The sequence below is a fragment of the Sphingobacterium sp. GQ94 genome (genome assembly GCF_059758715.1).
The window spans coordinates 70061-84960 of sequence record NZ_JCAXEC010000012.1; the positions used below are offsets into that span (position 1 = coordinate 70061).

General features: G+C 37.7%; 11 protein-coding genes. 3 read left to right on the top strand and 8 right to left on the bottom strand.

Annotation, left to right across the window (positions count from 1 at the left end):
- The first annotated feature begins 55 nt into the window (after positions 1-55).
- A complete protein-coding gene (locus AC6CHH_RS11840) occupies positions 56-1216 on the top strand; it encodes an ATP-binding protein (protein ID WP_498283079.1) in 1161 nt (386 codons plus the stop codon).
- 20 nt (positions 1217-1236) lie between these two features.
- On the opposite strand, the gene AC6CHH_RS11845 is transcribed toward AC6CHH_RS11840, so the two are convergent.
- From AC6CHH_RS11845 to AC6CHH_RS11860, 4 genes are all read right to left on the bottom strand, one after another.
- On the bottom strand, positions 1237-1875 hold the full coding sequence (locus AC6CHH_RS11845) for a type IV toxin-antitoxin system AbiEi family antitoxin domain-containing protein (RefSeq protein ID WP_498283081.1): 639 nt from the start codon (positions 1873-1875) through the stop codon (positions 1237-1239).
- A gap of 265 nt (positions 1876-2140) precedes the next feature.
- Positions 2141-4138 (bottom strand): ATP-binding protein, encoded by a 1998-nt coding sequence (locus tag AC6CHH_RS11850; RefSeq protein WP_498283083.1) that lies wholly within the window; start codon positions 4136-4138, stop codon positions 2141-2143.
- The gene (locus tag AC6CHH_RS11855) at positions 4116-4718 is read right to left on the bottom strand and encodes a hypothetical protein (protein WP_498283085.1); all 603 of its coding nucleotides are present in this window, start codon (positions 4716-4718) and stop codon (positions 4116-4118) included. Before AC6CHH_RS11855 ends, AC6CHH_RS11850 begins: the two co-directional genes overlap by 23 nt.
- Positions 4708-5670: a hypothetical protein gene (locus tag AC6CHH_RS11860; protein ID WP_498283087.1), complete on the bottom strand. Its 963-nt coding sequence runs from the start codon at positions 5668-5670 to the stop codon at positions 4708-4710. Before AC6CHH_RS11860 ends, AC6CHH_RS11855 begins: the two co-directional genes overlap by 11 nt.
- 385 nt (positions 5671-6055) lie before the next feature.
- On the opposite strand from AC6CHH_RS11860, the gene AC6CHH_RS11865 reads away from it, so the two are divergent.
- Positions 6056-6418, top strand: coding sequence for a nuclear transport factor 2 family protein (locus AC6CHH_RS11865; protein WP_498283089.1), 363 nt, complete (start codon positions 6056-6058; stop codon positions 6416-6418).
- Positions 6419-6472: 54 nt separating this feature from the next.
- On the opposite strand, the gene AC6CHH_RS11870 is transcribed toward AC6CHH_RS11865, so the two are convergent.
- Positions 6473-7252: an aminoglycoside 6-adenylyltransferase gene (locus tag AC6CHH_RS11870; protein WP_498283091.1), complete on the bottom strand. Its 780-nt coding sequence runs from the start codon at positions 7250-7252 to the stop codon at positions 6473-6475.
- A gap of 754 nt (positions 7253-8006) precedes the next feature.
- Positions 8007-9005 carry an IS110 family RNA-guided transposase gene (locus AC6CHH_RS11875; protein ID WP_498283093.1) on the bottom strand — a complete coding sequence of 333 codons (999 nt, stop codon included), beginning with the start codon at positions 9003-9005 and terminating at the stop codon, positions 8007-8009.
- Positions 9006-9400: 395 nt separating this feature from the next.
- On the opposite strand from AC6CHH_RS11875, the gene AC6CHH_RS11880 reads away from it, so the two are divergent.
- Positions 9401-9781 (top strand): plasmid mobilization protein, encoded by a 381-nt coding sequence (locus AC6CHH_RS11880; protein WP_498283095.1) that lies wholly within the window; start codon positions 9401-9403, stop codon positions 9779-9781.
- Positions 9782-10090: 309 nt separating this feature from the next.
- On the opposite strand, the gene AC6CHH_RS11885 is transcribed toward AC6CHH_RS11880, so the two are convergent.
- Together AC6CHH_RS11885 and AC6CHH_RS11890 are read right to left on the bottom strand one after the other, a co-directional pair.
- A complete protein-coding gene (locus tag AC6CHH_RS11885) occupies positions 10091-13540 on the bottom strand; it encodes a DEAD/DEAH box helicase (protein ID WP_498283097.1) in 3450 nt (1149 codons plus the stop codon).
- Positions 13527-14300, bottom strand: coding sequence for a Hachiman antiphage defense system protein HamA (locus AC6CHH_RS11890; RefSeq protein WP_498283099.1), 774 nt, complete (start codon positions 14298-14300; stop codon positions 13527-13529). Before AC6CHH_RS11890 ends, AC6CHH_RS11885 begins: the two co-directional genes overlap by 14 nt.
- Between the last annotated feature and the right edge of the window lie 600 nt (positions 14301-14900).

The window sequence follows — 14900 nt, forward strand, 5'->3', positions numbered from 1 at the left end:
AACCGCAGATATTCCAAAGTTTACCTATATTTGTTTGAAACTAAATAGATTGCTTATGTCTGAATGGATAGAGAGAACGATGGCTAAGGAGATAAGGAAACGGATTAAACAATACCCGATACTGGCAGTAACGGGTCCCCGACAATCTGGAAAAACCACCTTGCTTAAAACGCTGTTTCCCGATTATGAGTATGTGTCTCTTGAAAACCCCGATCATCGATCTTTTGCCCAGGAAGATCCAAACGGCTTTCTTCAACAATATCCGAACAACACCATATTGGATGAAGTTCAACGAGTACCTGAATTATTTTCCTATCTTCAAACGGCGGTAGATAAGTCTGGGCAAATGGGGCAATACATCCTTTCAGGATCTCAAAACTTTCATCTACTTAAGCACATTACTCAGTCATTGGCTGGGCGCGTTGCGCTCTTCCGACTTCTACCTTTGGACACCCAAGAACTAGACCAAGCTAAAAAGTTACCTGCTAATTATTTAGATACCTGTATTCAGGGAGGATACCCCGCTGTTTATCATAGAGGCTTAGATCCAACGGATTTTTATGCTAACTACATTCGTACATACATTGAGAAGGATGTGACAGAGCTAATCAATATCCGTGATATGAATAGTTTCCGAACGTTCCTGGGCTTGTGTGCAGCAAGGGCAGGTCAACTTTTGAATTTGACCGCACTGGCTAATGATTGCAATATTTCTCAACCTACTGCAAAGGCCTGGTTGTCTGTTTTAGAAAGTAGTTATCTTGTTTTCTTACTCTATCCCTATCATGATAACTTCAATAAGCGCTTGGTAAAAACGCCGAAACTGTATTTTTATGATGTTGGTCTATTGACCCATTTATTGCAAATTCGAGAACCAGAAGAATTGGCCGTAAATAGACTCAAGGGTAACATCTTTGAGAATTTCGTGATCGCCAATTTCCAAAAGTTTAACGAGAATCGATACCAGCATCTCCATTATTATTTTTGGCAAGATCACAATGGGTTAGAAATTGACCTGTTGCTAAAAACTGCAAATGTATTTGATGTATATGAGGTCAAATCCACCCAGACATTAAGCGGCGCGCTATTCAAAAATCTGCAACATTTCACCGAATTAGTGAAGCCACACTCTGTTCGGTCGCACCTGGTTTATGGTGGCGATCAATCTTTAGTTCGAAGCAATGTACAGGTATTGCCTTGGAAAATGCTTGGGTAATTGAGAGGACAGTTTCTTTATCATAATCGCTCAATCATTTTAACCATCATCAATAAACTTTCTCTTTTCGGTGCATCCGGAAGCCACCCGTGTATCATATTCGTGTCCAATTCTTTTAATGCTGATTCATCGATCCGCATATTTTCAACGAGATAATCATAAGCACTCCGGATGCTTCTTAATCTCAGACCCGATGTGGTTATTATTTTATCGCATAGTGCTTTTTCAGGTGATGCCACTATAGCATACCGATTCGAAGGAAGGTGAAGCATCTTTAAACCAAAGGAATAATAGGGCAATGGAAGGCGCGTATATGTGAACAGGCCCAGTACCGTGTTAAAAGAGCGGGATGCCTTTGTAGTCATGGATGATATTTCATATACCCGTTCCGGTATCAACCCATAATAAGACAAAGCCGTTTCAAGCGAGACATAACTCGGCCCTAATAAGTGGTTCGTAACCAGCAGAACATCAGGTTTCTTATCAGTCACCAAAGGCCCGGCAATGTATAAGCCTTTTTTTAACGGTTCTAAGATGCCCTGCGCTTTCAGTTCTAAAATTTTATCGTTAGGACGCTTATAACACTTTAACCATGATATCAATAATTGATGGGGTAAGGGTCGATCCGCATGGTCACCTATCATCCTGGAAATTTCCATACTCAAATGTAGAAAATAACAAGATAATCGGAAATCATTCGTTTGTCTTGTTTGAAATCTACAACTTTCCAACCACCACACACCATCCCATTCTTTTGTTAAAGCTCCCCTCTCCTAAGGCTATTAGGAAAATAATTTCAAAATTAACAATTTGGGGAAATTATAAGGACTTTACAATAGTAACAAAGTTTTAAATGACCGAACCAATCTTTTAAGGTTCTCTCTATGTTAACTCTGAAATGGCCATTTACAGCAAAAAATAAAACTATCCAATTTTTTTAAGCAAATAGTCCGTCGTGTTCAACATCTCATACCTTATATAATCTTTAAAAACTGTATCCTTTCCAGGCTGATGCAGATAGGTTGTTAGAATTATCTGAAAAGAATTAGACGATAAGCTTTCAATCACTTTTACAAATTCTATTAGTGAGTCATTATCGAGATTTTGTTGCTTAGGTTCATCAAATATCAGTAGGTTAGGGAATTTAATATCAATATCGTCATTTTTCAATAATGAGGTTTGTAACAGAGACAAATAATAACTGAGCATTATCCGAACATTATCGCTCGAACTAATAATATTGAAAATATCATATTCCTCCAGAAAGGGCGAGTAATCTAATTCATCAATCTTTATCTTACTAATCAATTCTTCTTTGCCTTTAAATAGGTTGAGAGATTTAACATTTTTTTGAAAAAATGTTTTAATTGAATTTAAAATATCTACGTCATGCGGTGATCTTAAAAACCCTTTTACCTGCTCCGCCAACTTTGCATTTTCAATATTTAAATTCTTCAAAACCAGTCGTGAAGCGTCAAGTTCTTTCCATTTCTTTGCTATCCAAGTGAACTTTTTTATTTCCTGATTAAGTAAATCCAATTCCTGAACCTTAGCCCTGAGAGAGTTTGCATTTCCACCAATGAAAGTACTAATTTGATGTTCCAAAGTTTGTTCTAAAGAGACTATTTTTTCTTTATTTTCACTGTGTATAACTCTTTGCTTTCTTAGCTCCAACTGTTTACTTTCTAACACATCCCTAAATGATTTTTCCTCATCCTCAAGAAACTCCAAATTCTGCTCAGGTGTCGATATCTTTCGTTTAATATCGTGATGGCATAATATGCACTCACCCTCATGTTCTCGGTTAAGAGGAGTTTCGCATATTGGACAGTATGTGATGTTAAGTTCTAGAGAAAGACCTTCTATTTTTTTGAGTTGCTTATTCTTAAACTTATTTTGTTGTATCCTTTCAATGTAACTAACATATCCATTTATTTCCAAGACAAGCTTATTTATTCTATCGGATGTCTTCCTTTGGAAAAATTCTGCCTTTTTGAGGTTCTCTCTTATTAGGTGATTGTCATTTTTAACATCTGTATCCGAGCCTTCTAGTTTATCAAGCCTTTCGATTTCTGTATTGTACTTATTAGTCAAATATGTAACAATTTCAAAAACACTTATTTTTCCTATGCCTTCCCTTTCGACTATCAATGCATCAGCTAATACTTTAGCATTTGCAGCAACTAAAAGTTCCTCAACCGCATCTTCGTAAATTGTTTTTTTTCTTCTTACTTCTTCTTGAATTTCTCTACGTTTTATTTCTATTAGATGCATTTGAAACCTATCAAGTCCCATAATAAATTCAAATGCAACTTTCTTAATTTCGCGAATTCCATACCTAGTTACCTGCCTTGCCTGAATTTGTGACCAACCTGCACGTTGCTCCACGAAGAAAAGTGGCACGAGGTTTTCGAGATATAGTTTCGATAACTTACTTTCATATGTCGGCACCTCTACGATTGGTATATCTAAAAAATTAAAGAGGAAAAGCTGAAGACCATCCTCTGCGAAAACACCCTCTCCTGAAGCGACCAAGTATTTTGTTTCTTTAGTATTTTCTACATCATCAATTGCACATTTCTTTATTGCAACGGTATTTGTTTTGCTTTTTATACCCCTAGCAATACAACATGTATCGATACCATTGGAAATTTCCAGTAGGACATACGATGTCTTAATATTTTCCCCATTTATCCTGTCATAAAATTCAGGCTTAAAGGGATTTTGATCCGCTTTAAAAATGCCAAGCCCTTTTTCAGCGCCAAGAGCATAAATGATTCCAGTTATGATACTTGTTTTCCCAAGAGAATTAGGCCCATAAATAACATTCAACCCCGTCTGAAAAGGTATATCTGCCCCATATACATTACCTATGGTGGTTTTAATATTATACTGAATTCTATTTATTACTAAATTTCTCATTGTCCCTCCAGTATGAATTAGGTATAACTTCTGTTATTATCTTAATCGTCTTCTCTTCACTTAGTCTTTTGCCGAACAGCTCTAAAAAATTTAACTCCTCTGGGAAGACATCTTTTATTTCTTCAAAAACTTCTTTGCCTTTTTCAGAAAGCCTAACTCTTAATGTCGGCTTATTGCCCAGAAATTCTACAAGCCCCCGTACATGTAGAAACATGAACATATCATTAAAGCGTAAATCCCAAGGAACACTTTTATATTGCACAATGTTTCTATCATTTTCCACAACATAGTTAATATTGAACTGAGCTACTTTTTTGATTATATATTGCTTTCCTCTGAAATATTGAAGAACGAAATCTTTTTGATAACCTTTATTTCTTAACAAAAAATCTAAACTTGCAACAACCTCTTTACTTAAACCTGTTTGAGCATCCAACATCCCGATTATGATGAGAATTCTAAATGACCGATAGCTGATTCTATCTTCTGGCTGGACATAAATTGGTCGTTCCAAATTTACGTCCAGCGTTAATCCCTTACTTTGAATATGGTTTATAAGGGTATCAATGTTATCTAGCATCAAGTTTCCTCCAATCTAAAGGACATTCAGCCGCTAATTCGAAAACAACCCCATGCAATAGTTTTTCTGTATCTCCATTTAACTCATGTGCACTATAAAACTTGTTCAAGGAATCTTCAGCAGCATCAAAAAAATCATGAAAAAATTTTTCAGCTGTGTATGTATTATCAATATTGAATTTCCCCGTTAACCTCTTGGCTTTCAGCCGAAGGTCATCTTGCCAATTCGTTATGTTAGTTCTTAAGATATTATTTATGTCTTGAAGCTCTTCAAGATATATTTTATAATCGCATCGCAATTGATGATACCGTATCCTGTCCTCATGATTGGCTTCCAGTATTGCATCAAGTTTTTTGTCCAGATTTGTTTTGTAATTGCCATTTTCATTTGGTTCCTTATTTGTTTCCTCAATCCGAATTATGTTTGCAAATTTAAGAGCATCCTTTTTCTTTAATAACAGATTGATTTTTCTTTTAACTTTTGTAATCTGTTCTTCCCTTGAAATATTCAGAGAACATGGTTTGCCATAAATGTTCTTGTAAAGATCTTGGTCTATTGAAAACATCTCTTCTACTTCATTATCTGGTGTCCAAAATTCAGCAGGGTGTTTGGAAAAGTTTTCGAATGCTACTTGAAGGTTATCATTAATATTGCTCAAATTTACTTTCGGAGACAAAGCAATAAAACAGTCACAACTGTAATTAGAACCACTTAGTTCCATTTGCTTGTTTAGTATTTCAGACCAGTCTAACTTACTTTCATAATACTTACACTCAATAAAAATATTACGTGCAGTCCCAGTCTCATCTTCACATTCTATTTTAATATCAAATCCATTTTGAGTGCCAGACCATTGATTTCTAATTTCGTAGACAAAAAAACCCATTTCTTCAAATAATTTTTTGAAAAAAGGCTTGACTAGAGTCTCAAAATCTGTACCTGATAATGCCATCAATATTAAAATCAGAAATATTAACTCTACTTGAAAGTGGTTAATGGAGATGAACATAACAAAAAAAAATGAATAAAATAAATCACACTAATTTAAAGTAAGCAAAAATACTAATAATTTTAGTAAATGAGAGCTTGGGGTCTTATATTTTATCATTGTTTTTATGGATTTTCGAGTTCATATCTTCTCCGGCAACTGACAATTGTAACTTACTGATAAATTAATGGTCATATAAGCCAGCGTTTTCTCCGCGCCCATATTCTGATGTTTTCTGTTTACAGATATTCAATTTAAGTTCGGATAATCCTAAATTGGACTGTAGATATTCTAAAATTTTCGTGAAGGTTACAAACAATATTCTTTCAGCGAATGTTTTATGATTATTATGGCAACAACAAAAGAACTTATCGAACAGATAAATCGCCTCTTTACTGAGAACAGAATGGATGCGTTTATGGATTACCTGGCAGAGGACGTCGTTTGGGAAATGTACACTTCATCTTCAGGTCATACTACCTTTAATGGAACGGCAGAGATCAGTCAGATGGATGGAAGCGATATGCCGGAACACACTAATTTCCGGTTTAGCACCATCGTGATTGAAGGAGATCGGGCCTCCGTGCAAGGATCAAGCACGAACAAGAAGGCAGACGGCACGGAATATGAGAGCAATTTTTGCGATATTTATCAGTTTAAAGACGATAAGATCGTAAGAATGAGCTCATATGTGGTTGACAACATCAAATAGGATAATGGAATTGCCAGTAATCTAATACTGTACAATTCCACTAATCACATTGAACTATATTTCGGCTCCTATTTCATCCAAAAGACTTACCAAATCTGTAGGCGCTTGAAGTTTATTGAACAACTCCATGGTCAGCACAAAGCAATGTCGATAAGCATCCAGCAAGCTTTGTCTGTCTAAGCTTGCAGTACAGTGGGCGTATTTCTTATACCAATATGCGGGCAGATCTTCCTCTGCTTTCTTAGTTGGGCTTTCCCAGTGTTTAGTCGAATCGACCTCAATCCTTATGAGCCAAAGAATGTATTTATGAACGTAAAACAAGCTTTGATGGGCATGTGCAAGTTCACTCCGCAACAGAAGATTTCTTGTATGCAGAAGGCCGTTAATTGCCGAGTTGCAGATCCATTTAAACGATTCTGAAGAGCTACGATTCGGGCTGTCTTTGCTTAGGCTAATTAAGATGGCAGATAGCTCGCCATCCTTATCAACCAACGACATTTTCTCAAAGTATTCAAAAGATACTAAACCAGCCCACGATTTTAATATACTCATTTCACTAACCGGAAGAAAATGAAATTCTCCTCTGATTAAATTTCTAAAAATTGCGACTTCTGAACCAAACTCATTGATAAAAAAAGTGTGTACATGTTCTATTGAATTAACCCAGCGATAACGATCAAATTCAATATCGGGGTTTAAAAACACGTAAAACTCTATGTCTGAATAAGTATCACCTTCGTTTTTGACAAAGGATCCATACATGAATACCGCGGATATGGCATCGCTTTTTTGAGCCCAAAGCTGGACTTTTTCAATCATTTCTAATTGAATCATATCAATAAATATTTAAATTTTAAAAAATAGAAAATTTATTCCCGACGAGATCGGAAATATGCCAGGAAGGCATTAAAGGATTGGTTATCTATTTGTTATTGCTACAGCCATGCTGCAAAAGTAAGTAAAATCTGCCTCCGATAAAAATGTTTTGGAATTGATGCCAGGCGATTCAAATAAATCGCAATAGTAACGAGCTGTGTAAAACGCTCATTTGGGCCAAATGGAATATATTGCTTCCTGTATCCAAATTGACCTTCTAATATAGGAACGCAAAACCTCAGATTCTTTTGTTAAAGCTCCAATCTCTTAGTGAATGAACCTGTCAAGAGACCATGGAATAAATCGGACTGAGGCACGAAGGAGAATTTATGCCGTGAAAGCTCTTTACTTGTAAAATGAACGTGAGACCTTTGCTGATTACAAATGAATGTGGTTATCTCTAATCCTTAAATAAAACACACCACTCGTGTGCTAGGTGTGAAATTCTATCATACGCTATTCATTGCTTTGTAATTCAAAATTATGATTATGAAACGATCGTTTGGACGAGGAGACCTGCAGTATAAAATGGCAGATAAATGGAAGGCAGATTGCGTCGTTTATTGCAATCAGTATTCTAAGACTTTACCAACAAAAAGATAAAAATTTTTAAAATGTTTGGAAATAGCTTTAAAAACCACAACAATAAGGCAAAAGAAATGCCTACGCTGATTTTCGAGGCAGCGTTAAAAAAGCATTTTAAGCCCTTTAGCTATGCTGCATACTTAGCGATGTCTACGTATGGGCTTTTACGCATGGCCACTGCAAATACCCTGGACAGGATCTTATTGCGTATAATGTTTAATGTTGCCATCTTGCTTTTCCCGCCCTGAACACGTTTGACAAAGTATGCATGTAATTCCGCATCAGTCCTCGAAGCGCTCAATGCCGCCAGATGAAGCATCTTTTTGATCTGCTTATTGGCAAGTGAACTAACTTTTGTTTTGCCGAGATACGTAGTACCTGACTGGTTTTCAAAGGGAGCAACACCGGCATAACAAGCAAATTTGCGCCATGTAGCAAACCGGGTGAAGTTATGGGTATAGACAATAAGGTAAATAGCAACTATTTTTCCAACACCTTTAATACCAGTGATCAGGTCAAAGGTTAGTTTTAGCTCTGGGTCGAGTTCAATGATAAGCTTCATTGCAGTGTCAACACGCTGAATTTGTTCTTTTAATGTATCGATCACATGGTCATAAACATCTGACATATCCATCGCGTGGGTTTTAGATAGAAAGCGGGCCTGTTCATGCCGGGTGGCTTCCATACCTGCCCTCTGACGAACGAGTCGATCCCTTAAAGCTAATAGAGGCTGCAATTGCATCATCTGCCGCGATGGCATTTTGGTAAGAGGCATTTTCTCACGATGCAGGTAAGCATATTCAGCAATACGTTTTGCATCGATCTTGTCATTCTTGCCCCTGACCAACCCTGAAGATCTTTTAATCTGCAAGGCGTTGATCATGGAGAAAGGGATTTGCCGATCCTCCAGATAGATGGCCAACGGCAGTGAATAAAGTCCGGTATGTTCAAAGCTGACATGGACATTTTTAAGCTCAGTACCGGCCTGTAAAAGCCCTATCCATTTACAGAGGGACTCGAATCCCCTTTCAAGATTAGGGAACTGTTTGTGATGGTCTGTACCATGAATGAAAGCATCAAAAGTTGACTTTGATACATCAATACCAACAAAGGTTTTGCAATGCATAATAGGTTGTTTAAAGGATTAATAAAAAGTTGCTGGACTAAAACTATTATAAGGCCCGTGCCTAAAATTCTAACTGGTCATTAGCAACATGTACGCAAGAACAGGGACTGATACTGATGAAAGGTCTTACCTGGCAAGATGTAAAGTTCACCCTGATCCGCATACAAAACTTATTCATTTGACAATCAAAAACAAAATATAAATCGAATTAACATAAGCACTAATAATGGACTTAAAGGAGGACTTCGAGAACGAGATTAATTACCGTCTAAGGTAATAGCAAGATGTACGTTTGTCATACAAACGGGATTTTAGACCAACCTTCCAGAGTCAGGTTGATTTTACAAAAAAACCTCCGAAGTCTGGTTTTTAAGAACTAAACAAATTAAAACAAAATGATAGCGAATAGAACAAGGCGGTTAATCCTTCGGCTAAAACCTGAAGAATACGAGAAAATAGAGAGAAGATACCTTAAATCCATGTTCCGAAATATGAGTGAATACAGCCGGGCTGTTTTGCTTAAGAAGCCGGTAACTTTTACTTACCGCGATAAATCGATGGATGATGTGCTGGAAGAACTAATACTGCTCCGGCGCGAATTGAATTATATCGGAAACAATTTCAACCAGGCGGTTTATAAACTTAATAGTGTGATGGGTATGCCTGAAGCTAAATTGTGGCAAGAAGCGCTTACTGTTCTTAGAGATCAACTTGAACCCTCCTTGAGAGAAATCAAAGTAAAGCTGGACGACTATTCAGAGATTTGGTCACGCTGAAGAAATTTTCACAACCGGAGGTCAGAAGAAAAACTATGAGAACTTTTTTGATATTCTGCTTAATTAGTTCAAACCCGATAACTATAGCAAAACATATAATATAACAAATTACATATCTTATATGCAATTTGCGTATAGGATATATAACAGTAAATATACGCAGAATCAATATAAAAGCATTTGATCATAATTGCACAGGCAGATCTGCAAAACAAAAATGGAAATAAATCAACCTCACCCAAGAAGCTTTTGCTGAACGTGCAGGAGTAGCACTTACTGTCATTTCGTTCGTTGGGTTATTTGAAATTGCTAATCGGTTAGCAACCATTCCAATTTTCCTGGTCCATGTCTCTCAATAATTGGCCTTTCATTATCATCCTCAAACTTTGCAAACATAACTCCAGGCAGTTTTTCTTTCACTTTTCGTTTCATCGCGCAAATGCGGGTGTAATCTGGAGTACATAACCAAACTCTGCCGTCTTGCTCAATCTCGACTCTGTAAATTCCGTTGGCTGGGCGCTTTTTACTTTTTTCAATTCCCTTAGCGGCGAACATTTGGGCTTTCCAGATTTTACTTTTAACCTTCAAGTTTTCTGATACAAATTGTTCCCATAAAGTATGCGTTCCCGTCGTAGGCCAATTTACATCTGCAGTCCGTGTGACAATATCAGGAGATCTTAACCAACGCCGCATGTTCCGGGCGTCAATGAAATCAGCATCGCTACTTTGCACTGCGGCAATTGCTGCTTTCCTGGAAGGCAAACCAGCCCTAATAAGAAGTGACATAGCTAGCTGAGGCACCCCACTTTCAAGGGAGCTTGAGGCTCCTCCTGTAACTGAATCGGAAACCCCTTCAAACGTCTGTCGTCTAATTCTAAGTGCCTCTAAAGCCCAAACTAGCCGATAAGCAAATGCATCCTCCACCATGCGCATATTTTCCGCACCGATATCGTCGACAGAAGCTCCTGATACCCAAGAATGAAGTATGATATTCCATCCCTCAGGTAATTGTCTATTAGGGATAAAGGGGCTGATTGATAGCAAGCCCGTAGCCAAGTTTTCTAAGGAATCGAATAGCACATCAATGTCACCCGTCAATGCTGCATCATCAGCCTTGTCTAAAAATACGTTCATTTCATCGGCAATATTATCTAGTTCTAATCCAGATTCTAAACCTACACCCATTGCGAAATGAGCTTGTCTTGTTACCGAAGATGTCCGAGACCAAATTAAATTTGCGCGAGCCAAAAGCATTTGTTTCTGAATCTCTGCCAATTCCTCAGGTTCCCTTATTATTTGGCGAGACCACAAAGAGCCACGCAAGGCTTCATCCAATAATCCCGAAAGCTCTCTTGGCTCGGCATCAAGTGCCTCGATCAATCCCAAAACTGTAGAGTCTAATTTTTCAACATACTCTTTCAATGAAGTACCGGGCTCCTGATTAAGTTGTTCAATTTCATTAGATTCTGGCTCGTGCCACGCTTCGATCGAATTGCCAAGATACTCGAATGCATTCTCCCGATCCAAAATGCCGTTTTCGCTTAATCTTGTGATTATTTCAGAGATTATTTGCAAGAGGCCACTTTTCAAGTCACGCGATCTCGCCGTATCAACCAATTTAGCCCAAGCTCGTAGCCGTGAGGGAATTTTATCGTTAATTACATGTACTACTAGACCCTCAATATCAACAAAAGCCCTGCCTGCTCTTCCTGCAACATTTGCAAACTCTTCTCCAGATATTGTTTGGCGATTTCGATGTAAGTAAGGAACCAAAAGTACTGCTGCATTTATATTTAGACCCTGCGATAAAGTGGGAGAAGCCACAGTTATCTTTATAATGCCTTTTGATAATAGCACCTCTAATTCTCTTAGAAAAGGATTCGGAAGTTTGCCGTGATGGATACCTATACCTATTTTTAATGCTTTAACAGCAGAATGATTTTCCCCTAGCCATTCTATCCCGATTTGAACTGCTCGTTCTATTAAGGATTGATCTTCTAGGAGGCTTGGAAGATACCCTCGATTTACTAAATCCACCGCAGTAGATCCGTATCCTTCTACCCAAGCAGCCACCGTACTAAAAATTAAAACACGTTTGCCCTGTTCTGCAAATTTCCAGGCCGAAAAAAGTGATGTTTCTTGGACGTTTTTTGGACGCTGTATTGTTTGCTGTCCTCTTCCAGGGATCTTTTGAATGAATTTTAATATAAATGGTACATCATTCTGTAGTTTAAAAGGTGCACCGCCGCCTTTATATCCATAATATAAGGTCGTATTGTTTCCCTGGGTTACTAATGAACCAAATCTTTGACGTGTTGGCCGCCAGCGTAGGGTAATAGGTGTACCAGGTTTATCGTTCCGAATCCATGAAGTAAGATCCTCTAGCGGTTGACCTTCTGGTAAAATGGCGGATAAACATATTATCCTTCGAGTATGTGCATCATTTCGCGATACAAGTCTTTGGACAAGAATTTCGAACCTTATTTCACGTTCACCGGGACCTATCATGTGACCTTCATCCAAAATAACTAAGCCTACGTCGTCAATTAATGAAGAGTCACTTCTCAAGGCAAAATCAAGTTTTTCCGGTGTCGAGATAACAATACTTTTTGACCGTAAGGCATCTTCATCACCTTCGGATCCGCTTGCACCGTATAATGAGGATACGGAAAAACCTAATGGCTCAAAGGTCTTTTTAAAAGAGCGTTCAGTCTGAGCTGAAAGGGCTCTTAGCGGCGTTACAATTAATATTCTTGCACCAGTAGCCAACGTCATTAATGCAGCGATTTCGGCAATGCGGGTTTTCCCTGCGCTTGTCGGTAGAGCAACAATCAAATCATCTGTTAAATCAATAGATCTTTTTACAGCTTCCAGTTGGGATGGCCATAGCTCCACTTCTGCATTTTGTCTGAAGTAAAGGGATGATAAAAATATCTTCCTGTGTTCACCATAATTAATCTCACCGCCTATTGGTGCAACTGTTGGTAGATTCTGATGCAATGATTGGCTCCACATATCATCAATTAGATGGATACATAATCGGCTAATCCACCAATGGGTCACTATACGACTGTCTTGAGCTAAGGTAATTGAATTTTTAAGAATATCTTTCGCTTGAGTAACCAGGCTTTCATCTCCTGTTGCTAAAGCAAATTCGAAGTATGCCAAGGCTCGGCATATTGAAGTATTTAGAATGATACTTAAAGCATCGTCTAAATCCAATTCATCCATTTCTAACGCAGCCGAAACATTCTCATCTGAATTTATACCATCTTGTATGAATGCTTTTGTAAATGATTGGAGCTTTTGGAAATCCCTTAGGATAAAAAGTATCAGTGCATTTTCCGCTGGAGTGATATTAACAACTGCAACTTCATTAAAAAAAGAGTAGGCCGTTGCTGAATAACCAGCAATATGATAACAACTCGCTGCGATAACTTTAAAAAATCCGTGCTCTGTAAACTCCTCTCCGCAATTTGTTACAAGAGATTCAAATACCTTTGCTGCGTTATAGAAGGCATTTTTAAATATCAATGGATCTCCTTCAGCTTCTTTGAGAGCTAAAGCGGCGCGTAGGATTGAAAATGCGTATTCTGCGAGATCTGTCTCAATCGTTACCCCAAAATTCGGTGCCCCCTCTGGAAGCACATTTCTATTTCGCATCAATGACCATGCAACACCTCTAGTTGTAAGATTTTCGATAAATCCATTTTGAGTGGTTTCATTTAAAAACCGCTCTAATTCCTCATTCGTTTCCAATGTTTGCTGCTTCCGTAAATATTTCTTCTAAAAATTCCTGATGATCTTCGATCTGGAAATTGACAACATGGTGTAACCTGTCTGCTTCTGCTCCTGTAAGGTCATTTCGCAACAAATCAAAGGGAGCGTTTCCAGACAAAGTAAATAACGCATGTCCAATTCTATTTTTTGTAAATTTTGCTAATGCAACTTCATTACGAAGTTGACGACCAATAACACCTTCATCACCACCTTTTTCTATCATCAAATTCGCAATAAATGCCAATGAATGAGGCGTACATCTTCCGTTATCTCTGTTAAGAACAGTTCTTGCTTCCTCAATTGTAGATTTACTGAGCTTTAAACGGCTTTTTGACTCGCCCTTTAACAAATACAGTTTTTCATCTTGAAGCAAAATTCCAATAAAGTCATCGCCACGCAAAGCCATTTCTCTGCCGTCCTTATATCTTAATCTTCTTACTGGTACCGTGTAACCCAATTTTTCTTCGGTATGTTCTGTGGCCAGTATTTCACCAAGATCTCCTGATCTAGCTTTAACCGTTTGAGGCAAGCGCCCTTTTAGCAGCGCAGTCGCTAAGGGGTAACCTAGTTGGTTTATATCCTCAGCAATTGTTTCGAGCTTTTCATAGTGGGAACGGATGGTTCCTCCGAGTCGTGACTTGATCATATTTCGTCCGCCAACCTTTTCAGAAAGAAGTGTAAGCGTTTTTATATCGCTCCCTTCCTTCACTTGATCGCACCAGTCATCAAACAGTGTCATCTTAATTTTTTAAGTTGGATTTCTAAGGCTTATACTCACTGAACAATACACAATCTGTTCATAAAAGTGTGTATTGTTTTCACTATAAAGATAAATTTTTATTCCATTCCCAAAAGAAAGAATTGTACAATTCTTTCTTTTGTCAAGCAAGCGGTCGAAATGTAATGATATATAGCTCAGAGAAAGTGCTGATCAATAATTTGTATCTCATTTCAAATAGATCTTCGTATTCACAAGCTGAGGAAAACACAAAATAACTGTCTGGTAAATTGGGTTATAAAACAAGTAATTTCTCTTATCAATTATTAGCTGGCAGATTGGAAGAAGAAGAAGTGAACGAAGTATTTGAAGAGATAATCAATAAACACTTTGCAGGAATAGAAGTATTAACCTTTGAAGACTTAAAATAGAATTTATATCAACAAATTTTCTTGACTACAGCTTTAAGCTAAATCAAAACAAATTATAATATTATTGACACAATTTAACCTTTCGCAAAGTGACCCTAGTGTCGCTTTGCGAAAGGATTCTAAGTCCTTTAGTCCGTTCAGAACCCTACTTACGTTTATACGAAATCTAAAGTGATTCTATTTCCAGCTA

Bases quoted from the DNA above. Each gene is read 5' to 3' on its own strand.
- AC6CHH_RS11840 (WP_498283079.1), top strand. From the start codon at position 56: ATGTCTGAATGGATAGAGAGAACGATGGCTAAGGAGATAAGGAAACGG.
- AC6CHH_RS11845 (WP_498283081.1), bottom strand. From the start codon at position 1,875: ATGGAAATTTCCAGGATGATAGGTGACCATGCGGATCGACCCTTACCC.
- AC6CHH_RS11850 (WP_498283083.1), bottom strand. From the start codon at position 4,138: ATGAGAAATTTAGTAATAAATAGAATTCAGTATAATATTAAAACCACC.
- AC6CHH_RS11855 (WP_498283085.1), bottom strand. From the start codon at position 4,718: ATGCTAGATAACATTGATACCCTTATAAACCATATTCAAAGTAAGGGA.
- AC6CHH_RS11860 (WP_498283087.1), bottom strand. From the start codon at position 5,670: ATGGCATTATCAGGTACAGATTTTGAGACTCTAGTCAAGCCTTTTTTC.
- AC6CHH_RS11865 (WP_498283089.1), top strand. From the start codon at position 6,056: ATGGCAACAACAAAAGAACTTATCGAACAGATAAATCGCCTCTTTACT.
- AC6CHH_RS11870 (WP_498283091.1), bottom strand. From the start codon at position 7,252: ATGATTCAATTAGAAATGATTGAAAAAGTCCAGCTTTGGGCTCAAAAA.
- AC6CHH_RS11875 (WP_498283093.1), bottom strand. From the start codon at position 9,005: ATGCATTGCAAAACCTTTGTTGGTATTGATGTATCAAAGTCAACTTTT.
- AC6CHH_RS11880 (WP_498283095.1), top strand. From the start codon at position 9,401: ATGATAGCGAATAGAACAAGGCGGTTAATCCTTCGGCTAAAACCTGAA.
- AC6CHH_RS11890 (WP_498283099.1), bottom strand. From the start codon at position 14,300: ATGACACTGTTTGATGACTGGTGCGATCAAGTGAAGGAAGGGAGCGAT.